The 26,151-nt window shown below is 38.5% G+C and carries 20 protein-coding genes; 6 read left to right on the forward strand and 14 right to left on the reverse strand.

Annotation, left to right across the window (positions count from 1 at the left end; genetic code table 11):
* Window positions 1-154: 154 nt before the first annotated feature.
* The 6 genes from BQ8014_RS03415 to BQ8014_RS19320 all read right to left on the reverse strand — a co-directional run bounded on the left by BQ8014_RS03415 (window position 155) and on the right by BQ8014_RS19320 (window position 8,977).
* A complete protein-coding gene (locus BQ8014_RS03415) occupies window positions 155-1,195 on the reverse strand; it encodes a family 43 glycosylhydrolase (protein WP_080903135.1) in 1,041 nt (346 codons plus the stop codon).
* Window positions 1,196-1,328: 133 nt separating this feature from the next.
* A complete protein-coding gene (locus BQ8014_RS03420) occupies window positions 1,329-3,119 on the reverse strand; it encodes a RagB/SusD family nutrient uptake outer membrane protein (protein ID WP_080903136.1) in 1,791 nt (596 codons plus the stop codon).
* A 19-nt stretch (window positions 3,120-3,138) separates the two neighbouring features.
* Window positions 3,139-6,690 carry a TonB-dependent receptor gene (locus tag BQ8014_RS03425; protein WP_080905789.1) on the reverse strand — a complete coding sequence of 1,184 codons (3,552 nt, stop codon included), beginning with the start codon at window positions 6,688-6,690 and terminating at the stop codon, window positions 3,139-3,141.
* 181 nt (window positions 6,691-6,871) lie between these two features.
* Window positions 6,872-7,996 carry a FecR family protein gene (locus tag BQ8014_RS03430; RefSeq protein ID WP_080903137.1) on the reverse strand — a complete coding sequence of 375 codons (1,125 nt, stop codon included), beginning with the start codon at window positions 7,994-7,996 and terminating at the stop codon, window positions 6,872-6,874.
* Between the two features lie 81 nt (window positions 7,997-8,077).
* Window positions 8,078-8,611, reverse strand: coding sequence for an RNA polymerase sigma factor (locus BQ8014_RS03435; RefSeq protein ID WP_080903138.1), 534 nt, complete (start codon window positions 8,609-8,611; stop codon window positions 8,078-8,080).
* Between the two features lie 189 nt (window positions 8,612-8,800).
* Window positions 8,801-8,977, reverse strand: coding sequence for a hypothetical protein (locus tag BQ8014_RS19320; RefSeq protein ID WP_160150022.1), 177 nt, complete (start codon window positions 8,975-8,977; stop codon window positions 8,801-8,803).
* Window positions 8,978-9,152: 175 nt separating this feature from the next.
* Here BQ8014_RS19320 and BQ8014_RS03440 point away from each other — a divergent pair, with 175 nt between their 5' ends.
* Complete coding sequence (locus tag BQ8014_RS03440; protein WP_080903139.1) at window positions 9,153-10,436, forward strand: ATP-binding protein; 1,284 nt, start codon at window positions 9,153-9,155, stop codon at window positions 10,434-10,436.
* Window positions 10,437-10,470: 34 nt separating this feature from the next.
* Here BQ8014_RS03440 and pdxT read toward each other — a convergent pair whose 3' ends face one another.
* From pdxT to BQ8014_RS03485, 7 genes are all read right to left on the reverse strand, one after another.
* Window positions 10,471-11,043, reverse strand: a complete 573-nt coding sequence (gene pdxT / locus BQ8014_RS03445; protein ID WP_080903140.1) for a pyridoxal 5'-phosphate synthase glutaminase subunit PdxT — start codon at window positions 11,041-11,043, stop codon at window positions 10,471-10,473.
* Between the two features lie 7 nt (window positions 11,044-11,050).
* Entirely contained in the window at window positions 11,051-11,947 is an 897-nt protein-coding gene (pdxS, locus tag BQ8014_RS03450; protein ID WP_080903141.1) for a pyridoxal 5'-phosphate synthase lyase subunit PdxS, read from the reverse strand.
* A 161-nt stretch (window positions 11,948-12,108) separates the two neighbouring features.
* Window positions 12,109-13,026 (reverse strand): TolB family protein, encoded by a 918-nt coding sequence (locus tag BQ8014_RS03455; protein WP_080903142.1) that lies wholly within the window; start codon window positions 13,024-13,026, stop codon window positions 12,109-12,111.
* 375 nt (window positions 13,027-13,401) lie between these two features.
* The gene (locus tag BQ8014_RS03465; RefSeq protein ID WP_080903144.1) at window positions 13,402-13,686 is read right to left on the reverse strand and encodes a winged helix-turn-helix domain-containing protein; all 285 of its coding nucleotides are present in this window, start codon (window positions 13,684-13,686) and stop codon (window positions 13,402-13,404) included.
* Window positions 13,679-14,263 (reverse strand): hypothetical protein, encoded by a 585-nt coding sequence (locus BQ8014_RS03470; RefSeq protein WP_080903145.1) that lies wholly within the window; start codon window positions 14,261-14,263, stop codon window positions 13,679-13,681. The genes BQ8014_RS03465 and BQ8014_RS03470 overlap by 8 nt, the downstream gene beginning before the upstream one ends.
* Window positions 14,264-14,462: 199 nt before the next feature.
* Window positions 14,463-14,792, reverse strand: coding sequence for an alpha/beta hydrolase-fold protein (locus BQ8014_RS03480; protein ID WP_160150023.1), 330 nt, complete (start codon window positions 14,790-14,792; stop codon window positions 14,463-14,465).
* The gene (locus tag BQ8014_RS03485; RefSeq protein ID WP_160150024.1) at window positions 14,782-15,564 is read right to left on the reverse strand and encodes a 4Fe-4S binding protein; all 783 of its coding nucleotides are present in this window, start codon (window positions 15,562-15,564) and stop codon (window positions 14,782-14,784) included. Before BQ8014_RS03485 ends, BQ8014_RS03480 begins: the two co-directional genes overlap by 11 nt.
* A gap of 1,321 nt (window positions 15,565-16,885) precedes the next feature.
* Here BQ8014_RS03485 and BQ8014_RS03490 point away from each other — a divergent pair.
* Genes BQ8014_RS03490 through BQ8014_RS03510 form a run of 5 tightly spaced genes read left to right on the forward strand, consistent with a single transcriptional unit; the run spans window position 16,886 to window position 25,229 of the window.
* Entirely contained in the window at window positions 16,886-19,981 is a 3,096-nt protein-coding gene (locus tag BQ8014_RS03490; protein WP_369808822.1) for a SusC/RagA family TonB-linked outer membrane protein, read from the forward strand.
* Between the two features lie 13 nt (window positions 19,982-19,994).
* The gene (locus BQ8014_RS03495) at window positions 19,995-21,926 is read left to right on the forward strand and encodes a RagB/SusD family nutrient uptake outer membrane protein (RefSeq protein ID WP_080903149.1); all 1,932 of its coding nucleotides are present in this window, start codon (window positions 19,995-19,997) and stop codon (window positions 21,924-21,926) included.
* Window positions 21,927-21,939: 13 nt separating this feature from the next.
* Window positions 21,940-23,121 carry a DUF5000 domain-containing lipoprotein gene (locus BQ8014_RS03500; RefSeq protein WP_080903150.1) on the forward strand — a complete coding sequence of 394 codons (1,182 nt, stop codon included), beginning with the start codon at window positions 21,940-21,942 and terminating at the stop codon, window positions 23,119-23,121.
* A gap of 18 nt (window positions 23,122-23,139) precedes the next feature.
* Window positions 23,140-23,838: a DUF4998 domain-containing protein gene (locus BQ8014_RS03505; RefSeq protein WP_080903151.1), complete on the forward strand. Its 699-nt coding sequence runs from the start codon at window positions 23,140-23,142 to the stop codon at window positions 23,836-23,838.
* Between the two features lie 11 nt (window positions 23,839-23,849).
* Window positions 23,850-25,229 (forward strand): FAD-dependent oxidoreductase, encoded by a 1,380-nt coding sequence (locus tag BQ8014_RS03510; RefSeq protein WP_080903152.1) that lies wholly within the window; start codon window positions 23,850-23,852, stop codon window positions 25,227-25,229.
* A gap of 155 nt (window positions 25,230-25,384) precedes the next feature.
* Here BQ8014_RS03510 and fldA read toward each other — a convergent pair whose 3' ends face one another.
* Complete coding sequence (fldA, locus tag BQ8014_RS03515; protein WP_080903153.1) at window positions 25,385-25,888, reverse strand: flavodoxin FldA; 504 nt, start codon at window positions 25,886-25,888, stop codon at window positions 25,385-25,387.
* Window positions 25,889-26,151 lie beyond the last annotated feature (263 nt).

The following is a 26,151-nucleotide window of genomic DNA, read 5'->3' on the forward strand; positions in this document are numbered from 1 at the left end:
TATATTTTATTGAAAATACCCGGCCTACAGAAAGGGTGACCTTCAAATTCCTTAAACGTACTTTTCCCCAATCATCTTCTCTGCCAAAACTTTCCGGATGGGCCAGGCTCTTGTTATCTCACATTATAAAAACAGCACCTACAATTTTGTTCCACTATTTGAAAACAGGAGCTTGGGCGGCAATAGAGGCTGTATTCCCTTTGGTATAGGGTCCCCAATCATTCCAATAGATCCTATCGAGCATCAACAACCTGCCGGCAGAGTCGTCTGACTTACGATAAGCATGGTAGATAATCCAATCATTCCCTTCATCATCCTTGACGAATTCCGCGTTATGCCCTGTACCCGCCCAGGTATTATTTCCCTGCAACAACAAATCGCCAGCTCCGTCAAGCATACGCTTTCCATCTTGTGTAACATAAGGTCCTAAAACATTAATCGACCTTCCGAAAATTAAATGATAAGTACTAAGCTTCCCTTCGCAACAAGTACCCGATGAACCTATCAGATAAAAATAACCGCCATGCTGTGCGATATAAGAACCTTCCATCTGATTTCCGGCTATTTGGACTTTGACCGCTCCTTCTTTAACGCTTAAGCCATTGGCTGCTAGTTCTATCGCGTAAATACCATAGAAACTACCCCAAATCAAATACTTATGCCCCTTATCTTCTATGTAAAATTGATCAATCGAATTATTTACACCCTGTGAAGCATAATCTAACACCTTACCAAGGTCTGTGAACGGACCTTCGGGCTTATCAGCAATTGCAACGCCAATCGCAGAATCATAAGTGCTTCCCCAATAACCCATCGCATAATAAAGCACATATTTGTCATCAATAAAATTTATATCCGGAGCCCACAATCTTGCATTTTCCACCCACACAGGACGATTACTTTTATTAAATGCAGTACCTACATAATCCCAATGGATTAAATCCTTTGACTTATGAATAGGGATATAGCGAATATCACCCGGAGAATTGTCTTGCGTACTGTAAATATAAAAGTAACCATCGGCAGCCTTAATAATCGACGGATCAGGGCAGTTTTCATTAATGACAGGGTTTTTATAGGTATCAACCGTTGACGGATTATCACTTTCAGAAGTATTGTCCTCTTTATCTTTCTTGTCGCAACTGCTTAATAGGATCAACAACGAAAAACTAAAATAAAAAAATGTCTTTTTCATATATTTACAATTTAAAAAGGAAATATGTCCAAATTCCATAATTCTTCTTCATCTATAGTAATAGAGTAGCGAGGGTGTCCGGCCGTTTTTGTTAACATTCAACGCACCCTCGCCATTATTATTCTACCAATAATTAATCATTCCAGCCCGCATTTTGTACCAAGTTGGGATTCTTTTCACGTTCTGAAGAAGGGATAGGCCAGATCCAGCATTGATCTCCCAGCCAATGCCAGGTATAAGTAGTTGTCCCCCATATCTGCATTAGACCATTTGTATTATTACGGAACTTCTTGTCTTTCCAGGTTTTCCAACGAAGTTCATTCCAATACATCACATTCTCCCCGCCAAGCTCCCAATAATATTCGTTGCGGATCCTTTCACGCATATCAGCTTGACCTTTAACGGTTGTAGACTCGTTGCTATTCAACAATTGCGCGCCACAGCGTGAGCGTATTTTGTTTATTTGCTGAAGGGCGTTGTCCGTTTCTCCCAATTCATTCAATGCTTCTGCATAGCCAAGCAAGACTTGTGCATAACGGATTAGAATAATATCCATATCGTAAGTATCACGATAAGGCCATTCATTCCCTTCAGGAACATATTTACGCCACAAATAATAGAAATAATTGTTCGTGTCCGTGCGAATATCGAAAGGTTCGCGACTATCGAATCCACGATATGGCCAACGAAGCGTATATACATATTCTGTTCCGCCAGTGGCTCCAAAATAAGTAGAATACGGCGTAATAACAGACATCATAAGCCGTGGATCGCGATTCTCATAAGCCTTGCGAATGCGCGCTTCATTTCCTTCAGGTAAATATTTACTCATATCTGCTCCATATGTCTTCATTTTCGCGATTTCAGAATCGCTCATCCCATCGCGTAAAAAGAATACGGAACGTTGTAACGGCGTCATCAAACTATATCCGGGACAATAGTCATCCCAATTAAATTTACTGCCATCTTTAACCTCAAAAGATTCCACAAAATTTGGATTAGGAATATAGTTATTCCACATTGAACCTCCCGTACAACGATTTCCATAATTCACGTTCAGGGGATTTGCGACAGAGTATTGCTCACACTGAACAGAGAAAATCATTTCATCACATTGCTCATTAGTTGTTTTCAACAGATTTTTATAAGCTTCCGAACCACCTGTTGTAAAAAGTGAAAATCCGCAATTACCAACCGCTTTAAAATCATTTGCAGCCTCCAGCCATTTTTCCAGCCAAAGATATACTTGTCCGCGGAATGCATAGACAGCCCCCTTCGTAACACGGCCATAATTTGCATCCGAAGACTTATATTTATCAGGCAAGCTGGGTTCATTCGCGGCATCTGTCAGATCTTTTACAATTTGATTCCAGACTTCGCTTTCATTCGCGCGCGGTGCCATGGCTTCTTCTTCATTAGTGATTGGCTCTGTTATCAACGGGACCCCTTTGAAAAGAATATTCAGACGATTGTAAGCCCATGCACGTAAAAATTTGCATTCGGCAATATAACGCGCTTTATCAGAAGCACTCATATCCGGCACTTTATTAATATTGGCTATCACATCGTTTGCACGGTTTACCATGGTATAACAACGAGTATAAATATTGCTAAACTGGCTGTTCGATGGAGTAGCAGTACCTCTGACAAGAGCATTTTGTGAGATCCAGTTCAAGTCAATATCCATAACAGAAGAATAAGCATCCCATATACGGTTAGCGTTATTAGCATACCCTGCGCAATACCAACCGACAAAAGTGTTGTAAACTCCAGCAACGGCCTGTTCAGCCAAAGTTGCACTTGTCCATACATTTGAGCTGCTAACTACATTACGGGGAGACGTATCTAAAAAATCAGAGTCACAGCCCATGAATATAAGCATGGAAATTAATCCTAATAAAAAATATCGATTTATCTTTTTCATTGTAATTCTTCCTTTTAAATTAAAAAGTAATATTTGCACCAAAAGCAAACTGTCGGTAAGTCAAATAACCAATAGAAGCGCGCATTTCTGGATCAATACCTGGATAGTCGGTAATCGTCAATAGATTTTCTCCGGAGAAAAAGACTCGGATATTCTCTGCATACATTTTGCGAACAATATTCTTTGGGATGGTATATCCGAATGTTAAGTTTTTGAGTTTTAAGAAATCCCCCTTGTATAACCACTTTGTATTTACGGATTCACTTTGACTGCTACCTGAGTTGTTACTTAGACGTGGATTACGTGACGACAAGTTTGTACGAGAATCCGTCGGATCGTCCGGATTATAAAAATAGTGATCATCAGCAATGTCCTTACCGATTGCATATCCCTTAATTGTTGTACTCGCATTGTGTCCGGTACGATAGAAATAAAGCTTGTTACCTGCAACGCCGTACCAATTCATTGAAAAATCGAACCCTTTCCAATTTGCAGACAACTGAGTTCCGAAATTCCACTTGGGCATAGATGAACTGCCTGTAAAATCGTTATCATAAGTATTGCCATAGAGACCATCGCCATTCAGATCGGCGTAAATATAATCGCCATACCAAATGCCATCCTTACGTACAGTTTGATTCGGATAGAATTTATATCCTGCATTTATCATCGCATTCAACCATTCCATATCATTTTCAGTACGAATCATGCCGGTTTTCGGACCTCCAGCCGGATTGACGGAACCGTCTTTGTTAAAATACGTTTGATCCCCTTTATAGGGTTGCAACATATAATATTCATTAATTATATGGCCTTCCAATACTCGATTCGTACTTCCTGTTGAAACATCGCCCAGATTAGTCTCATACGTCTTGCCATTTTCATCAGTTACCCAACCACGGACAAGCTTCCCTTTATACTTACTAACCTCATTCCTGTTGTAAGAAAAATTACCGCTTATACTATAATGGAAATCATCGATATGATCACGCCAAGTCAACTGCACCTCCATCCCCTTATTCGTTACTTCAGCAATATTCTGACGTGCTGCCGTTACATTCCCATATATCATCATAATAGACGGACGGTAAAGGATATCCTCCGTCCTTTTTGAATAATAGTCGATTGTGCCTGACAGCTTATTTTTTAAAATACCGAAATCAAAACCAATATCCGTGGTCGTTGTCTTTTCCCACTGCAAATTGACATTTGCTTGTATTGTAGGGGCAAGGCCCAAATTTGTTTTGCTATTAAATGGATAATTCACTAAACCATAGGATTGTTGCCATTCATAATCACCGATACTATTATTACCAAGTTTACCCCATGAAGCACGCAATTTTAAATTGTCAAGCCAATTTCTAGTACCTGCCATAAATGACTCTTCGGCAATTCTCCATCCGGCAGAAGCTGCAGGGAAAAAGCCCCAACGATGGCCCGGTGCAAACCTTGAAGATCCATCACTACGCATATTCATCTCAAATAGATAACGCTCATTAAAAGCATAAGTGGCACGGCTAAACCAAGAGCGTGCAGTATATTCACTATTATTTCCATAAGAAGAACTGTATTCTGTACCTACATCAAGGTCATCGATATTTGGATCTATCAAACCCTTTAATGTTACGTTTGATGTACGGCTCCAGGTACGTCCTTCCTCAAACCCGACCATTGCTGTTACATCATGTTTGCCGAAGCTTTGACTATAATTGATGATATGATTTAATTTCCAGTAATTATCACGATTATAGGTCTGACCCGTAGTCGCTGTTTTTAAATCAATCGCATTGGCAGTAATTTCATTCAAACTAAAACTCCATTTAGGAAAGGCATTGGAAGCATATTTACCATCATAAATATAATGTTTATACCAGAAGCCAAAATCGTAACTAAAATGTTTCAGAAATTTTATTGTAGAATAGAAGTTTGTGAATATCTGCGTATATTTCATATCACCATGCTCAAAATTCATATCCCATAGTGGATTATGTGATTGAGGGTCTTCTTCATTCGACTCCGGGGCACCATATTTGCCATCATAATATGGATAGGTGCCCGGTATGATTTTTGTCATGCCAAGATCCGTTAAAGAACCTGTTCCAACGCGGTTACGATCAGTATTATAGCCCCAAATACGGCTTCCTATGCGAAGCCATTTGGTAACATCCGAATAAATATTGCTGCGGACAAAAAAACGTTTGAATCCCGAATTTTTCAAGATACCCGGATTATCGATATATCCGAAAGAAAAATTATACCCGGACTTATCATTCGAGCCCGATACCTGCACCGTATGCTCCTGCATCCATTGGCTGTCATAAATAGCATCATACCAATCCGTATTGGGGTAAGCCACATAATTGGGATATCCTGATTCAGAAATACCTTGAGGATCCTTCTCTTTTTCGCGCCACAAATCAATTGTAGCATCGGTAAAAGCTTGCGAACGGCCGATATTCGTGTAGGACTCGTTCATCAACTCCATATAATCGGCATAATTATTTACCAACTTCGGAATTCTCATCGGAGCATTTAATGATAATTTTGAACTGACGTCCACATTGACCTTACCTTTCTTAGTTCCTGATTTTGTGGTAATTAAAATCACGCCGTTCGCACCGCGATTACCATAAATAGCACAAGAAGCAGCATCTTTCAAAACTGAAACAGATTCAATATCAACCGGATTTACATTGCTGATAGATTGTTCCATCCCATCTACCAAAATTAAAGGACCTGAACTATTCAGTGTACCAGTACCACGAATGTTGATAGAGTAACTTTCTCCGTAAGGATTTCCCGACCCTTGCATGATCTGCAATCCGGGAGCCACACCAGCTAAGGCTTGCGTAGCATCTACTAATGGACGAGACAACGCATCTTTCGAATAATCTATCGAGGCAACAGCCCCCGTCAGATTCACCTTCTTTTGTGTGCCATAACCAACTACTACTACTTCTTCCAGAGATTGTAAATCTTCAAGTAATACTACATCTATCCGTGTTTTTCCTGTGGTAGAAATCTCCTGCGGGATATATCCGATAAAAGATACTTGCAAAATATTACCTGGAGTAACTTCAATGCTGAAATTCCCGTCAATGTCGGAGATTATTCCGTTTGTTGTGCCTTTTACTATGATATTAGCTCCAACAACTGGTTCACCCTGTTGATTTATTACGGTCCCGACTACCTTCTGCTTTTGTTGGGCGATTGGGGCAAATGAAGTCTCTTCCTGCCTGTGTCCCTTAGTTGAAAGCATCACTTGCCTTCCTGATATACGATAGGTAACATCTGTTCCTATAAATAACTCATCAAGGATCGCATTAATTTTTTTGTTGGATACGTTGATTGAAATATTTTTATTCAGTACTGTTTTTACATTCTCAGAGTAGATAAAAATGTAATCACTATTTTTTTCTATGTATTCAAAAACGTCTTTCACCGTTTTATTACTGACATTTATAGTGAATTCATTTTTTTGTGCATTCCAAATCAACGGATTCGACCAAAGAGGGATGAGGATAAAAAATAAAAAAATACTAATAATATAGAAACATCTGTACAGTTTCATATTATCAACAAAAAAAATGGCTTTCTTTGTCATAGAATAATGTTTTTTAAGATTAAATAAACGTGGTTTGATTTTAAAAATCGGAGTCGGATAATATGGGTAGTATTATCCGATTTTTCGTCTTTTGTAATTTAGGTTCTCATTATTAATTAGATTTTGAAGGTTAATATTTAATACTATATCACTCTTTTGATAAAGCAATCTCGTTATTTTCTTCTTTAATTTGAATCGGTATGATTGTTTTTATATAATCAAGCACATCTAATAGATCATCCCTCATATCCAGTTTTCCATATATTTTTTGGTTTGCAACGGAAGCGTCGCAACGAATCGTTCTTCCATAATACAATTCCAACTTACCCGACAAGACGGATAGCGTTTCTCCTTTCAAGATCAGTATGCCATCTACCCAACTGATATATTCTTCCGCATTCACATACGTTTTCCCTGTTATTCCGGTCTTTCGGATAGAAAGTAATTCATTGGGAACGATCTTCATTTTCATATTATTTCCGTCTTTCACCTCTACCGAACCCTTCACAAGCACCACAGTCGCGGTCTCTTCATATTTATAGGCTGAAACATTAAAAGAGGTCCCCAAGACAGTTACGGCGAAACCCGAAGTATTTACAACAAACGGCCTGCTTTTATCAGGACTTACTTCAAAGTAGGCTTCTCCTTCAATAAATATTTCGCGCTTTTTATCGTTAAAAAGACTTGGATAAATAAGCTTGCTTCCGGAATTGATCCAAATCTTACTCCCGTCGGACAATACGACTTGAGTGCGCCTGCCTTTCGGTACAATAATCTGATTGTATTCCTCCTTTGCAACCTTTTCTTTTTCTATTGGTTCGGAGTCTACCATTACATCTCCTTCTGCCGAATATTTAATGGAAGCATTTTCATTTACCTGATATTTATTTTGGGCTGTAATGAGTGTGATCTCCTTTATATCATCGGACTCAGTGGCGAACGTCGCCGCAATCTCTTTCAAATCCGGCTGTTTCCCAGAGGAGGCATGGAAGAAATAATAACCGAGAGAAAGAATAAAAAGGAAGGATGCCGCAACAGATGCCGTTCGAATAAGAAATTGGCGTTTTTTCTGCCGGGAGTCCTCTTTGATCTTCCAAGCCGTTCTTGCAAGAATTTGTTCGCAATCGATTTTCTCCGGAGAACAATTTTTCCACAGAAATTCCAGTTTCTTAAATTCCTCTTCTTCCTCTTTCGATTCAAACCGTTTCTCTTCTTCCGTTTTATTCCGGTCGAAGAGGGAGGCGAAGTAACTATATCTGGATTTTAAATTCATTCTATTCTTTTGTCGTTTCTATAAAACAAGACGCAAACAAAAAAATAATCTCCCATACGGAGTGCGTGAAATATTGTTAAATTACTTCATCGCCTTCGCTATTATTTCTAAGGCATAAGCGATGTGGTTATTGATCGTCTTTACGGAGATCCCTAACATGTCCGCAATTTCTTTGTAAGGAAGTAATTCGATTTTGGCCAGAAAAAAGACTTGTTTACATCGGGGAGGTAATTTTTCAATCGCTTTATTTATATTGTCCAGTTCCTCTTTATTGATCATTTCATAGTCCGGAGATTGAATGGGATCAAATAGGAAATCATCCAGGTCGTCAATCGATAAGAAATTGTTTTTAGACTCTTTTCTAAGATAGGATATTGCTTTGTTTTGTGTAACGACGAGTAGCCAGGTTTTAAGGTTTTTTAATTCATCTATGGATTTTCTTTTTTTCCAAAGTTCAAAGAATGCATCACTTACAATTTCTTCGGAGGCTTCTTTGGAGTGGACAATGCTGAATGCATAATAAAAAAGATCGGAAGAATAGAAATTCATGAGATTTTTAAAAGCAAGTTCATTGCCTTTCTTAATTTCAGTTATATACGCTTTCTCTATAGCCATTTTGGATTGTACTATTTCTTCGTAAAGTGGAGTCTCTTTTCATTGATCCTGCTGTTCCATAAGAAACTGTTTTTTTGTTCATGGTTGATTAACAAGGTTTCAAAATTAATGAATATTTTATAGTAAGCTGATAATCTCTCCGATTTTTTGAAATCTAATGATACATTCTTCATTTATCGTATAAGGTACCTAAAGCCGGTAACTATGATCTATACTTTCTTTTTGAGATAGCCAGTCAATCACATTGGCAATGCGGATGTTTTGCTCTGGCTCATGGAGTGGAATCGTTTCAGGTTTTCCGCGGGTAAGAATATATCCTTCGGATAAATGGTAGGTATTCATGGCTTCCTGCAAGCCCTGTAACATTTAAAATGTGAATATGAAAAACAATCTCTCCTTTACGGCCTGAATTTCCATTTGCTTTCCATTTATTCTTTCTGATTTTAGAAGCGATTACGTTATTATCTTGATAAAAGTGTAGTTATTATACATTTTATTCCTGATAAAAATGTATTTTTACATCAGAATAATCAGGTGTAATATGTATAGAGAGGGAATAAATGCGTTAAAAAAATGGAAAGAGGACAAATTCCGGAAGCCTCTTATCTTACGGGGAGCCCGCCAAGTCGGTAAAACCTGGCTTCTGCAAGAATTCGGACGGACTTCGTATACTAAATTTGTATACATCAATTTTGAGGAAACTCCGGCATTGCAAACCGTTTTTGCCAATGATTTTAATATAGAGAGAATATTAATCGTACTTCAGATCTATGCCGGGACGAAAATAACAGCAGAAGATACCCTTATTATTTTCGATGAAATACAATCTGCGGAACGAGGCATTACTTCATTGAAATACTTTTGTGAGAATGCACCTCAATATCATATTATTGCTGCCGGCTCCTTGCTGGGGATGGGATTGCATAACGCAGTCTCGTTTCCTGTAGGAAAAGTTGATTTTATGGATTTACGCCCCCTTTCTTTTGCAGAGTTCCTGTTGGCTTTGGATGAAACGGCCTTAGTCGGAGCATTGAAGGAAAAAGATTGGAAAGTAATCTCTGTATTTGCGGACAAACTGAAAGAATACCTTCGTTATTATTTATATATAGGAGGGATGCCGGAAGTGGTGGATGCTTTTGTAAAAACCCGTGACTGGCAATTGATTCGTCGTATTCAAAACCGGATATTGAATGCTTATGAGGGAGATTTCTCCAAGCATGCACCGCTGGAAGTCGTCCCGCGTATCAGGATGGTATGGCAAAGCATCCCGTCCCAGTTGGCAAAGGAAAACAAGAAGTTCATATATGGTGTGTTGAAAGAGGGAGGACGCGCTAAAGATTTTGAATTGGCTATCCAATGGTTGGTCGATTGCGGCTTGTTATTAAAAAGTTTCCGGGTATCAAAGCCTTATCTTCCGCTTCCCGCCTATCAGGATCTTTCCGCTTTCAAATTATATTTGCATGATACCGGTCTGCTCGGGGCGATGGCTGGACTTAATGTCCGAACCATCATAGAAGGAGATGCTATCTTTACTGAGTTTAAAGGAGCTATGACCGAACAATATGTCATGCAGCAATTGCGGATCAATGGTGACCGGTATATCGGCTATTGGACTAATGACAGAAGTACATCGGAAGTTGACTTTGTTGTTCAGGAAGAGGGGGAGGTCATTCCGATAGAAGTCAAATCGGAAGAAAGTTTACAGGCGAGAAGTTTTAAATTGTTTTGTGAAAAATACAAACCGGAAAAAGCCATTCGCACCTCCTTATCCGATTATAGGGAGGAGGAATGGATGACAAATATTCCGTTGTATGCAATAGGATGATAATCAGACTTCTATTTTAATTGCGTTATCGCTTTTACCTTTTCTTGATTTTCCGTAAAAAATACTCATGCACCCGTGTGTCGTCTGTCAGTTCAGGATGGAAGGCGGCGGCAAGGAGATTGTCCTCTTCCGCAAAAATAACTTTCCTCTCATAAGTAAGTAAGGCCTTTACCCTTTCTCCTGTTTTTTCTATATAAGGCGCACGGATAAATACGGTGTGAAAGGGGACGCTTCCCAGGGCGGGAATCTCCAAGTCTGCTTCGAAGCTGGCTAACTGCCGGCCGAAGGCATTCCGTTCCACCGCGATATCCATCAGCCCGAAACGGGGCTGGGTGCTTCCGATGATCTCTTTGGCCAGCAGAATCATTCCCGTACAGGTCCCGAAAATCGGCAATCCCTTCCGCCCTGATTCTGTGATCGGATCCAGTAACTCATAACGGATCAATAATTTGCCGACGGTGGTACTCTCTCCTCCGGGAAGAATGAGCCCGTCAATCCCCTCCAGATCGCGCGGATAGAGTACGTCGACTGTCTCTACTCCTAACTGGAGCAGGGCATTACGGTGCTCCCTGACGGCCCCTTGTAATGCTAAAATACCTATTTTCATCGTTTGTTTACCAACCGCGGCCTGCCATTTTATCTTTATCTTCCAATTGGGCGACACTTTGTCCCCGCATAGCTTCACCTAAGCCTTTGGATACTTCGGCAATCAGTTTGGCATCTTTATAATGAGCGACGGCTTCAACGATCGCCTTGGCCCGTTTCGCCGGATTATCCGATTTGAAGATACCCGAGCCGACGAATACGCCATCGCAGCCCAATTCCATCATCAGTGCGGCATCTGCCGGGGTAGCAATCCCTCCGGCCGCAAAGTTAACCACCGGTAACCGGCCTAATTCTTTCACCTGTAAAACTAATTCGTAAGGAGCGCCTAATTCCTTTGCGATTGTCATTAATTCCATTGGTGTAGCTCCCAAAACGCGTTGTATATCTTCGTTTACCTGGCGGATATGACGGACGGCTTCGACAACATCGCCTGTCCCCGCTTCACCTTTGGTCCGTATCATGGCGGCACCTTCACCAATACGACGCAGCGCTTCACCTAAATTGCGTGCTCCGCAAACAAAGGGAACCTTGAAATCCGATTTCAGGATATGGTAAACATCATCGGCAGGTGTTAATACTTCGCTTTCATCAATGAAATCGATATCCAATGCTTCCAAGACGCGAGCTTCTATGATATGTCCGATACGCGCTTTGGCCATTACAGGAATGGATACCGCTTTCTGAATGCCTATAATCATTTCCGGATCGGACATGCGTGCTACTCCGCCTTGCGCCCGAATATCCGAAGGAACCCGTTCCAATGCCATTACGGCAACGGCACCCGCTTCTTCGGCAATTTTTGCTTGCTCGGGATTTACAACATCCATAATAACGCCCCCTTTAAGCATTTCGGCGAGGCCTTTCTTCACTTTGTCTGTTCCGGTTTCTTTTTTGATATCTGTCATTTTTACCTAAATTATACTTGTTTGATTGACGTTTGCAAAGTTATGTATTTTTTCATAATTCTCTTTGTTATATATCGTATTTGTAGGTTAATCCTATGACGCTACCATTTTTTGCATTCAACTTAGGAGAGAATATCATATAGAATGTAAATCTGCCGGAATTAATTAGTAAGGCGATAGCTTACGAAAGCCAGTCGTTTACTATCGGGTGCCCATGAGTTAACGTTTATCGTCCCTTGCCCGCCGAAGAGTTTGGCCATTGTTTTAGGTTCTCCCCCTTGGGTTGATATAAGACGGAGTTCCACATTTTTGTTAGCCAGGTGTTCGCCGGGTTCAAGATCTCCTTTATAGTAAGTGATAAAAATTACGAGTTTTCCGTCTGGCGAGACATGGGGAAACCAGGAATTACGGGTTTCGTCAAAGGTCATCTGTGTTTGTTCCGAACCATCGGCTTTCATGCGCCAGATTTGCATTAGGCCGGTTCTCACGGAATTGAACCAGATGTATTTACCGTCTGGGGAGTATTCGGGACCATCATCCAGACCTTCGGCTTCAGTCAGCCGGATTTCTTCTCCCCCCTCCGCCGGAATGATGTATATGTCATAATTCCCTTTACGGTCGGCACAATAGGCTAAGTATTTATTATCCGGGCTCCACCCGTGCAGATAACTGGGCGCCATCGGGGTGATTAATCTCGGCGTGCCGCCTTCGAAGGGGAGAGTGTAAATGCGTGATTTACGATCTTCTTTTGTTCCGTGGCTGATTGCAATTTGTTTCCCGTCGAATGTGAGTACATGGTCGTTGTTGCAGTTCGTTGCAAAGCCGGTATAAATCCCGACCGGTTCCGCCGGGGATTCGGACGCTATTTTATAGAGCTTCCCTTCGCTGTTATATATAAGCCATTTCCCGTCGGGAGTCCAGTTGGGGGCCTCGATCAGGAAAGGAAACTCTTTTACTACCGTACGCCGCCCATTGGTAACATCTACAATCTCGAGGACACTGACAACGTGGTTCCGTTGTCCGAAAGAGGCGAAAATGGGTAGTAAGAGGCAAGCGCCCAAACAAAGGATTTGTTTCATAATCTATTGATTTTAATCGATTTCAACAATTCTACTTTTCCAATTGGTGTTTGTAAAGTTATGTATTTTTAATTGATGTTTCGCAAGTAAAAAAGGAAACAAATGAAGGAGCAGATCCTTTTTCCTACGAGGGCATAGGCAAAACGTTGCCACCGCAGTACCTTTTCCCGCTTTTAACTGTGGCAATTCTATTTTCAAACTTGGTAGGCCTGGTGGTTCACCATGATGGGCCACCAGGCCTACCAAGGTGTGTCTGCAGGCCCACCATGGTATAATAAAAAAACGAGTACGGTGAACAGGGCAAACTCTTTTACACAAACAATAGACTTTGCGTGCTCTTTGTTGAAAATAAGTGTGTTGTAATATTGCTTTCCATTACTTCTCGATATATGTTTTAAGAGCCTCTACATATTTATCAAAAGCTTTTATCCCTTTAGAAGTAATTTTGCAAGTAGTACAAGGTCTATTAGCCTTAAATGATTTTATTACCTCTATATATCCTGCCTTTTGCAACTTTATTATTTGTGCGCCCAAATTACCACCTGTGGATTTCGTTTGTTCCATAATATACACAAAATCAGATTCCTGAATCGATATTAGAATCGACATTATTCCTAATCGTAATTCAGAGTGTAGTATGGGATCTAACTCTTTAAACATCTGATGGTATATTTTTCTTGAATAAATGCCCTGGAATAATAATAGAGAAGATAGGTATTAGTGCAAAAACTAAGATTTGATTTATTTCCGGATAAATAAATAATAAACCAAACGAAAGAATTATTCCTGCTGTTCCTCCATAAATTACAGGTTTGTATCTGGTTAATAGCCCTATGATAATTATCCACATACTAAATAGAATGCCTTCAATAAATAATATGGGCATTTTAGTCCAAATTGCAGACAGGGCAATTGTACTACACACCAACACATTCAAAATAGTAATGTAGTCTATCGTTTTATCTAAATAAGATTTAACGTTCACCTTGTCTTGAGAGGATAGGTATTTTGTGACAGGAATACATATGACAGGAATAAGTAGCCAAAGTAAAGAGGTGTACGGGAGCATAGTCCATTTTTTTAATATCCATACAGGCAAAGAAACTATGACTACTGTATATCCCCATACAAGAAGAATGTTACTATTTATTTTAGCCCTCAAATTAGTTCGGGCATTTTTCACCATCATTGAGATTAATTCCCAACTCTCTATTTCGTTTATTTTTCTCTCTTCCATATATGTTAGTTTAGATTTTATTTTATGTTTATGATATTTGATGATACGAATTTCAGTAATTTAGGAAGGGCAGGAATCCAATAATACCAGTTGTGCTCTCCATGTCTCATAATCATATAATGATTAATTTTTTTATCACTCATTGCGATAGGGAATGAATTCGTTAATAAAGAAATCTTCATAATTATCTTCCAATCCATTAAATATACCAACTTCTTTTTGCATCTTCTGGAATGATAAGTATCATAGGAGAAATACTGCCATGGCTAATCATTTCATCGGCAATTCTGTTTATTCTACCTTTATCTATCCATCCCATATTATTTTCACATCCATGCAGTAAGTATAAAACCGGGAAATTCTTATCTGAAGAAGAATAACCTTGCGCTAAATAAATCGTATAACTGACATTGCTTTTTAATATCTCACTATAAATATCTGCGTTAAAGCTGTATGATTTTATATCCTGCACAGTAGCATTTGCAATGGATAGAAAAATTACAAATAAGATTAAAATTTTAGTTTTCATATGTCTGTAATTTTTGATGATTTGTAACATATCTTTTCCTATTCCAAACAAATTTATATTCAATAGCATAAGATTTACATACACTGGAACATTTGCCACACATCACACATTCTGGATTGGTTACAAGACCGCTATTATTTTTGATATACTCTGTGATTGGTATTCCCGTCAAGCATTCATTTTCACAGTGTCCACAATGAATACATTTATTTGTATCAACGACTGGGAGTAAACGTGAATACCGAGCAGTTAATGAACATAAAAATCCTACGACACACATATTTTTGCATCCCCATCGTTTGTTTGTTATCAATGCAAGAATGCTGGCTGTAAGAACATCTATTACCCAAACCAGTTTATAATGGTCATCAAAATTAACCTTTAAGAAAAACGGCTTTACCTCAAAATCGTGTGTTATTCCTTGTTTTAAGTTGAAAAAATAAAATGTAAAAGCAGATGTAATAAAACTAAAAGAAAGTAATAGACGTAACCATAAAATAGGTTCACGCCATTTTGTTTTTCTTGAATGAAATGTACTCACGCAATCATAAGTAGTACCCATAAAACAAAACCAGCCACAACCAACACGACCAATCAATAACGAGGAGAGGATAAAGAATACCCATATTAATAGCACTAAAGTGATTACACCCCAGTATATTGAATGCCAAATAAATCCAAGAGCGAAGTATTGAAAAAACACAGGAGTTATCAACAAGAATATAAATCTTGATAGATAGTTGAACGCATATATTCGCCTCTTCTTTACCATAACAAACAATTTGTTTGCAAATATAGAATATTCTATAATATAGACAAAGTTTTTATGAAAATTATCCATTGAATACTATATCCTTTCTGTTAGCTGCTTTTTGTGTAAATGACTGTTCCAATGAAGGTTGTTCCCGAATCTTTCAAAGCATCATAAATTTTACTCGGTGATAAAAGCGAGGCTCCCGCCTCGCAATGATTATCCTTTGTTAAGGATAGGCAAAGCTGGAGCTTCCAACACGACGGAATGAGAATACTCCGCCGATCAAACGGATAAATGTTTGCCCTGGCGTGCTCTTTATTGAAAATAAGTGTGTTGTAATACTTCTTCCGACTATCGGTTGACGGAAGTGAATCGATCAAACAATTTATCAATTCCAACAGGCTAACAATAAAACAGATGTCCTCAATCTATTTGTGTAACTTAGATAAGGGGAATTAACATAGCAAGATAGGATTATGATAAAAAATCCCTCTTCTCAACAAGAAGGGGGTGCATGTCAATATTGCTTGCAAAACAGGCGTAAAAATAGAAAAGAATTTAATTGCGAACAAATATTTACATCTTTTTTTTAAAAGAAAGTTTTCTATTCCTTTTTTATTCCATGGTATAGAACAGGTTCTATAAAATGTTCTGCCATTTCTATATCCTACAATCTCTATTCTACTGTAATACAGTAATTGAGAAAAAAATTTAGAAAAGAGACTTTTTTTGTTTAGAAATCATTTGAATGCCGAATCTTTCACCCGGCGGTTCGTCTTATTATTTGCCGGGTGAAAATAATGGCATTCGATAGTAGCTATGAATATTTAAATATCTGCACCCCCTTCTTGTTGAGAAGAAGATTTATAAAGCATGAATTATTTTGCATTATTGTTAACCGAAGTTGTTTATGACGTCATAATTAGTCGACTATGACAAGTTTTGATTATAGAGGAGTATGTGCGGGAAACCATTGATCTAATTGATTGATTATCTTATTGTTTAACTAAATACTATTATTATGTGTGAATTAAATGATTTATTTTTTTGTACAAAGTTATTTCTTCTTGGCAACAATGAATATCCTACCGTAGATCGAAGAGAAAAATTCATGAAAACCCGCGGATTTATTTTATGGGGAAATAACCCTTCCTTGAAAAAACTATGATTGAACTTATCCGATTTTGGAGATTTGGATGAGTGATCTCTCATTTCTATGATTTTAAACTGAATTTGTTAAATTTAAATCTTTAAAGCTATGATGAAAAACAAATGGTTTATGGAAACAAACCAGGTAACTTTATCTATTTTTCTAAAAATTCTCTTTCTCTTCGTCGGAATGCTCTTTTGCTCTCCTGCATTCCCTTCAGTGGTGCAAAAAGGAACCACAATTTCCGGTAAGGTTGTTGACAATATTGGAGTTCCCTTGGCTGGAGTTACTGTTTTGGTGGAGGGTAGCCCAAGAGGAGTCATGACCGACATCGATGGCAGTTTCTCTATAGAGATCGATCCGGGGGACAGATTAGTGTTTTCTTATATTGGAATGGAGAGCCAAACAATAGACACTAAAGGAAAAACAAAGCTTGAAGTACATCTAAGAGAAAAGCCTAATGAGCTGGACGAGGTTGCTGTCGTTGCGTTTGCGACGCAAAAAAAAGAAAGCGTCATAGCTTCCATATCAACGGTAAAACCCTCTGAATTAAAAATTCCTTCTTCAAACCTGACAAATTCTTTAGCGGGAAGAATTGCAGGTTTGGTTGCTTATCAACGTAGTGGCGAACCGGGTGAGGATGATGCAAGTTTTTTTGTTCGTGGGGTCACGTCTTTTACTTATGCCAGAGGTCCTCTGATTCTGATTGATGGGGTCGAAATGACTTCTACTGATTTAGCCCGATTACAACCTGATGATATTGCGAGTTTCTCAATAATGAAAGATGCTGCAGCGACAGCACTATACGGTGCAAGAGGTGCAAATGGAGTAATTATGGTAACAACAAAGGAAGGAAAAGAAGGGAAAGCCACTATTTCATTCAGATATGAGACGTCAATATCTTCTCCTACCCGGGAAATAGAATTGGCAGATCCGATTACCTATATGAAATTAAATAATGAGGCAGTATTGACAAGAAATCCGATGCAGAATGTTCCCTATTCTATAGAGAAAATAGAAAACACAATGAGAGGAATGAATCCGATGGTATATCCTGCCAATGATTGGTATGATATTCTTTTTAAAGATCAAGCTATTAATCATCGTTTTAATTTTAATCTTAGTGGCGGTGGAAGTGTTGCGCGTTATTATATAGCAGCAACATTTAATCAAGACAATGGCGTTTTAAAAACAGAAAGAGCCAGTAAAAACAATATCGATTTGAAAAAATATTTATTGCGAACCAATGTAAATATTAATGTTACAAAATCGACAGAAGCTATTGTTCGTTTGCATGGTACATTCGATGATTATGGAGGCCCTTTAGATAGTGGTAGTGATCTTTATAGTAAAGTAATGAGAAGTGATCCAGTCGCTTTTCCCGCTTATTATATTCCCGACGCAGCCAATGCGTATAGAAAGCATACTTTATTTGGAAATATAGATCAAGGACAATATATTAATCCATATGCAGATATGGTTAAAGGTTACAAGGACTATTCAAAGTCCTTAATGCTTGCTCAAGTCGAATTGAAACAAAAATTGGATTTTATCACACCCGGTTTGAATATAAGGGGGTTATTCAGTACTAATAGGTATTCATTTTATGATGTAAGGAGATATTACAATCCGTATTTTTATTCGATCTCGATCTATGATAAAATTAATGATACTTATCTATTAAATGCATTAAACCCTGACACAGGATCGGAATGGCTGAAATATGAAGAAAATAGTAAAGAAGTCAATTCTACGACTTATTTTGAGGCCGCGGTTAATTACGATAATACATTCAATGACGTTCATGCAATAAGTGGACTATTAGTATATAATATGCGTAACTACCAAAGCGGTAATGCCGGTTCTTTGATTCTATCCTTACCTAAAAGGAACCTTGGTGTTTCAGGACGTTTTACATATAGCTATGATAACCGCTACTTTTGTGAATTCAATTTCGGCTATAACGGTTCCGAACGTTTCTCGGAGAGGGAACGATTTGGCTTTTTCCCATCAATCGGAGGAGGATGGATCGTTTCTAATGAACCTTATTGGAAAGCTACAGGGCTTAGTCAGATATTATCCAAGCTTAAGCTTAAGGCAACCTATGGATTGGTTGGTAATGATGCCATTGGTGATGAAAACGACCGCTTTTTCTATATCTCCGATGTAAATGTGAATAATAGTGGAAGAGCATACACATGGGGAGAAAATTTTAATTATACAGTAAATGGCGTCTCGATTAACCGGTATGCTAATGATTTAATCAGTTGGGAAGTTTCAAAGAAAATGAATTTGGGATTGGAAGTGTCTCTATTTGAGAAACTGGATTTGTTAATTGATTATTATACAGAGCACCGTTCAAGCATACTTATGACTCGTGCGGATATTCCGGCGACAATGGGATTACAAGTAACTCCACAGGCTAACATTGGAAAAGCAAAAGGTAGCGGGATCGATATTCAGGCTGATTTAAATCATTCGTTTACCAAGGACTTCTGGATTACAGGAAGGGGTAATTTCACTTATGCAACAGCAAAATATACGGTTTATGAAGAGCCTGATAACTTTGCGACGCCATGGCTTTCCAGAATAGGCAGGCGTATCTCTCAGCAGTATGGTTATATTGCGGAACGATTATTTGTAGATGAAAAAGATGTGAGTAATTCTCCTGTTCAAAATTTTGGAGGCACTGTTATGGGAGGTGATATAAAATACCGGGATATTAATGGAGATGATAAAATCACAGAATTAGATAAAGTACCTATCGGGTACCCTCAAACACCGGAGATAATCTATGGATTTGGGTTAAGTACCGGATATAAAGGAGTTGATTTCTCATTTTTCTTCCAAGGGCTGGCCCGAGAATCATTTTGGATTGACGCTGTTAAGACATACCCTTTCATCGATACAGATGATAATCCTGCCATCTATTCGAAAAATGCCTTACTAAAGGTGTATGCAGAGAACCATTGGTCTGAGGATAACAGGAATATACATGCACTATGGCCTCGATTAGCGGATACACAGATTGCTAATAATACACAGACGAGTACATGGTTTATGAGAGATGGAACTTTTCTACGCTTAAAGTCTCTTGAATTTGGATATACTATACCCAGTAAAGTTATCCGAAAATTGGGCATTACGAATTTACGAATTTACGGTAGCGGTACCAATCTATTAACATTTAGCAAATTTAAGCTATGGGATCCTGAAATGGCTGGAAATGGAATGGGGTATCCGATTCAAAAAGTAATTAATGTAGGACTTCAGTTATCATTTTAAAGAAGAATAAAATATGAGAAAATATATATTAATATCAGCATTATCCGTCTGCTTATTTTCCTCTTGTCAGGATTATTTAGACATTGTCCCGGATAATGTAGCGACAATGGATCATGCATTTGCAGACAAAGTCAGCGCAGAACGCTTTCTTGCAACAATCTATTCATATATGCCACGCATCGGCGACCCGCAGGCAGATCCTTCAATTTTGGCTAGTGATGAATTTGGCGTCGTTGAAGACCCTTGGGATATCGGTACTTTTCACTACAATGGTAATAGAATAAAGAAGGGAGAACAAAATACCAATAACCCATTAATGAATTATTGGGAAGGGGTAAATGATGGTCGTGGGTTATTCATTGCCTTACGGGATTGTAATATATTTCTTGAAAATATACATAACGTAGGTCCGGATCTTTCTGAAGAAGAACGTGCGTCTTGGATTGCTGAGGTTAAATTCTTTAAAGCTTTTTATCATTTCTATCTATTAAGAATGTACGGTCCCATTCCTTTGATAAAGGATAACTTACCAATTGGCAGCAGTATTGACGAAGTGAAAGTTTACAGGGAACCGTTTGAAGATGGAATTAAGTATGTTGTACAGTTATGTGAAGAAGCGATGCCCGATTTGCCTCTAAATATAACAAATATAGCATCTGAGATGGGACGCATAACACGCCCGATAGCAGCCATGCTAAAAGCCGAGGCTCTGACATTAGCGGCAAGTCCGATGTTTAACGGTAATCCCGATTTTAAAACCTTGATTGATAACAGAGGAATAAATTTGTGTAGCACAACTGAGGACCCATCTAAATGGGAACTGGCGGCTAAGGCTTGCAAAGAGGCGATTGAATTATGCGAAAGTGCAGGAATTGAGCTATATACATTTACAGATACCCGTTATCCCATGTCTGATACAACTAGGTTAACGATGTCTATCCGAGGCTGTGCAACCGAAAAATGGAATAAGGAATTGATCTGGGGTAATCCTACAAATACAAGTGGTTCATTGCAAGGGCGAACAATTCCATATCTTAAGACAGAGGATAAATTGGGGAGTGGGCCAAATCCGTCAATTTGTGCATCTTTTAAGATGTCCGAATTATATTACTCAAATAAAGGAGTTCCTATTGAAGAAGATGTAACATATGACTATCGTAATCGATATGAAACAGTTAAAATTGGCGCAGATCATAAATATTATATTCAGGAAGGTCAGACGGTCCCTCTTCTGAATACTTATAGAGAACCGAGGTTTTATGCCTCCTTAGGTTTTGATTGCAACTACTTATATGGAAATGGGCGAACCAAAGATGTGGGAATGGGATCAACAAGCGAAACTTCTTGGATTTTAAAGATGAAACAGGGAGAAATGAGTGGGAAAACAAGCGATATACGTTATTTCAGGTCAGGATATTTCACAAAAAAAACTTCGAATTTCGAATCTGCTGCGACTACCACAGGTGCCTTAGTCACAACAAGAAATACATTTCCGATAATGAGGTTGGCCGATTTATACTTGCTATATGCCGAAACATTAAATGAAAGTTTGAACGCCCCGAATGCTGAGGTCTATGAATATGTAGATAAGGTAAGAAGAAGGGCTGGCTTAGACGGGGTTGTTAACAGTTGGTTGAATTATTCTACTCTACCTCAGAAACCGAGTACAAAAGAAGGTATGAGGGAAATAATTCACCGGGAAAGAATGATCGAACTTTCATTTGAAGGGAAGAGATTTTGGGATTTACGCAGGTGGAAAAAAGCATATGTATATCATAATCAACCGGAACAAGGGTGGAATGTGGACAAGAGTACTGCAGAAGAGTACTATAAAGTAGTCGTAATTGAACAACCGGTATATACGACAAAATTATATTTGTGGCCGATCAGAGAAAGTGAATTACGTAAAAACATCAATCTTGTACAAAATCCATATTGGAACTAATAAATAAAGAATTATGAAATACTATATTTTATTTTTAATTGCATTATTATGTATCACTACTGGATGTAAGGAAGAATTCACCGGACAATTTCCCGTAGATAATACTGCACCTCAGAATGTAACAAATGTACATGTTGAAAACATCCCGGGAGGATCAATTTTAACCTATAATCTTCCGGAAGAAGATGATCTATTATGCATTACTGCGGTATACACTTCTCCTAACGGAAGTACAAGAAGACTATCCAGTTCGGCATATAACAATACAATAACATTAAAGGGATTTGGAATGGGGCGGAAAACAAAGGTTGCATTGTATGCCGTTGATAAAAGCCTAAATTATTCGGACCCATTGTATGTTGAAATTGAACCTTTAGATTCTCCTATTTATGATGTAATTAAAACTTTAAAATGCGTAGAGGCTTTTGGAGGAGTAAAGCTGTACTGGGAAAATCCATCTAAAGAAAATCTGGTCTTTGAAGCAATGATATTGGATGAAAATAAAGAATATAAACATGTCGAAACGGTTTATTCATCGGAAGCTACAGCTAATCGTTCGATTAGAGGCCTGGACTCCCAACCTACGAAATTCGCAATGTATTTCAGAGATACATACGATAATTACACTGATACGATTTATGCCGAGTTAACTCCTATTTTTGAAACGGAAATAGATAAAAAGAACTTTAAAGAGCTGAAGCTTTCCTCTAAGTTCCAATTACATAGTTATGGGGGAGGCAAGATGTCTGCGATGTGGGATAACATATATAATGTTGCGTCTAATTTATTTTATGTGAATGTTGCTGAAGAAGAAATATACTTTGCGTTTGATATGGGAGTTAGCGCTAAATTATCCCGCTTCCGTTTATGGGGAAGACGTGATTTCTTATTTTCACTTCACCATTTAAGGACATTTGAGGTTTGGGGAACTAATGACGCTTCCAAAACGACAGATCCGGATAATTGGGGAGGATGGACAAAGATTATGGACTGTGAATCAAAAAGACCGTCCGGAATTGAAACCGGAGGAAACCTGACTTCTGAAGACGAAGCCTATGCGTTAGCAGGAGAAGAATACGAAGTTCCGATCGAAGCGTCCAAATACCGTTATCTTAAATTCCTTGTTCATACGACTTGGGGTAATACCCGTGCAGCATTCATTAATGAAATAACTATATGGGGAAATCCTCAATAACTTAAAACATAATATATTATGATAAAAAGAATTGCATATTTAGTATCGATTGTTTTAATTTCTCTCTTATATGCATGTACCGGCATGAATGATCTTCATGAAGATTTTATGAAAGGCGGAGAAATAACTTATATAGGTAGATTAGATTCTACGAATATCTTCAGTGGGAAGGAGCGTGCAATCATCAGATGTTGGATATCCGATCCGCGTGTAAAAACATTGCATTTGTATTGGAATTATAAAGGAGATTCGTTAATCGTTTCTGTCCCTGCTGATAAACCGTTAGGTGCCTTAGATGTTTCATTAGGTGAAAATAGTCCTTTCCCCGAAGGTGACTATACCTTCCTAATTTACTCATATGATAATAGAGGACATCGTTCCATAGTCTATGAGACATTGGTAAATATTTATGGAGAAAAGTATGAGCAAACCTTAGTGAACCGTTCGATAAATAAAGTGGTAGCAAATAAAGAAACAAAGACCCTTTCCATTACATGGAGTGGAAGTAACAGTACATCTGAAGTAGGCGTTGAAATTTTCTATACTACTATAGACGGAAAACAAGTATCAACAGTTTGGAACGTTGCCGATTTATTAGAAACGACAATCATAGCAGCTGATTTAAGTAAAGAGATTTCATATCAATCTTTATACAAACCCAATTCTGAGGCTTTGGATGTTTTCAAAGCTCCTAGGACTGTAATAAAAATAGAATAAATAACTTATTAATGAAAAGAAGAAATTTTATAAAAAATATGGGAGCCTTAGGATTGGCATCTACAGTGCCAGGCCTTTCTGCGAATAACATGAGCCATGGATATGCTCTTCCAAAATCTACAATTAAGGTTGAAGACGGATGGGATGTAATTATTGTAGGTGGAGGCCCGAGCGGCTGTACTGCTGCAATATCTGCCGCAAGAGAAGGAGCAAAGACCTTACTTGTTGAAGCAATGGGGCAATTAGGAGGTATGGGAACGGCAGGTATGATACCTGCTTGGTGCCCTTTTTCAGATGGAGAAAAAATTATCTATAGAGGTTTGGCCGAAAAAATTTTTGTAGAGTCGAAAAAAGGTGTACCTCATGAAAGAAAAGATCGATTAGATTGGGTGAGTATAAATCCGGAACATCTAATGACCGTTTATGACTGCATGGTTACCCAGGCAGGAGCGAAAGTCCTTTTTTTCTCACGTTTAGCTTCTGTTGAAATGAAAACTAAGGATACAATAGACGCTTTGATTATTGCTAATAAATCGGGATTGACAGCCTTTAGGGCAAAAGTTTACATCGATGCGACCGGAGACGGAGATTTGGCTGCGTGGGCGGGCGCGACTTTTAAAAGAGGAGATGAGAACGGAGTGGTTCAAAGTTCTACCTTGTGTTTTTCTTTTGCTAATGTAGATACCTATAACTATATAAATGGGCCTACACTCCATGGAGGCAATGCAAATAGTCCGATACATTCGGCTGTAAAATCCGGTAAATATCCTTTGATTGATGCTCATTTTTGTAATAACTTGATTGGTTCGGATGTTGTCCAATTCAATGCGGGACATCTTGTCAATGTTGATAGTACGGATCCTTGGGCTGTATCAGAGGCAATGATTAAAGGTCGACAAATTGCCGGTCAATATCTTGATGCGATGAAAGATCTGCAACCTAAAACTTTTGGAGGAGCTTTTATTGTCAAAACCGGAAGCTTGTTAGGCGTTAGAGACAGTCGTCGAATTGAAGGCGATTATATTTTTACTGTTGATGATTGGTTACAAAGGAAAAGTTTTGATGATGAAATCGGGCGTAATTGTTATTATATTGATGTACACAAAGCCGGTCATAAATCTACGCATTATAAAAAAGGAGAATCCCATGGAATTCCATATAGATGCTTAACGCCAAAGGGATTGAAAAATGTGTTAACTGCAGGAAGATGTATCTCTACGGATGAAGAAGCTTTTGGAAGCTTGAGGGTTATGCCTCCTTGTTTAGTGACAGGCGAAGCTGCAGGTATGGCTGCTCAACATGCAATTGTTCAATCAAAGAATGATGTACATAAGATAGATATTCAATATTTGAGGAAGCGACTAAAAGAAGAAAATCAATATTTTTTATAATCATCCTTTGTGCAAATATGCTTGTGGCATTGTTTTGGACTTCAAATTTAGCAATCCTTGCTATTGAGATGAAGATCGCGAAGTATTCAAGATTTGCTATACGGAAAAAAGAAAGGGGCGCCTTAAAAAGCGCCCTTTCCTCTTTAAATTTTATTTTATAGTTCGGATTTCAACTTTTCGACCCAAGCATCGATCCGGCCTTCGGTCAGATCGCTTTCATTATCTGCATCCAATGGGAGGCCTACAAAGGCGCCGTCTACTACCGCTTCGGATTCATCGAACGTATAACCGTCTGTGGAAACGCCTGTCCCAATGAAGGTTGCTCCCGAATCTTTCAAAGCATCATAGATTTTACCTGTGGCGCCAAGGAAAGTGTCGCTGAAAGTCGAGGAGTCGCCTAATCCGAAAAGGGCAATCTTTTTTCCTTTCAGGTCGGTTTCCTTCAGGGTTTCCAGGAATGTTTCCCAATCATCCTGCAAGTCGCCCGAGCCGGTGGAGGAGCTTCCGAGTAATAATACGTCGTAGTCAGCCGGACTGGCCTTCAATTTATAGATGTCATGTATATCCTCTGAAGGAACACCTAATTTTTCTCCAATAAGTTTTGCCGCCTCCTCCGTATTTCCAGTGGAGGAGCCGTAGAAAATACCAATTTTTCCCATAATTTATTATTATAAAGATTCATTATTCTATTGTTCAAAAATAGTCATTTTGTTGGAATTGTTTAAACGGAACTGTAAAATACCTATTTATGGGGATATAGATTATCTTGATGAAATGAGATGGATCGCAAAAGAGAAAGAGTTTTATGCGTTAATCATCCTATATAAATTCATAACTATGAATATATTCAATCATAGTTATGAATGTGGTCATTCATAGTTATGACTGTGTTCATTCATAGTTGTCATTTTTTTAGTTGAAA

It is taken from the genome of Parabacteroides sp. Marseille-P3160 (assembly GCF_900162725.1).
Lineage (GTDB): Bacteria > Bacteroidota > Bacteroidia > Bacteroidales > Tannerellaceae > Marseille-P3160.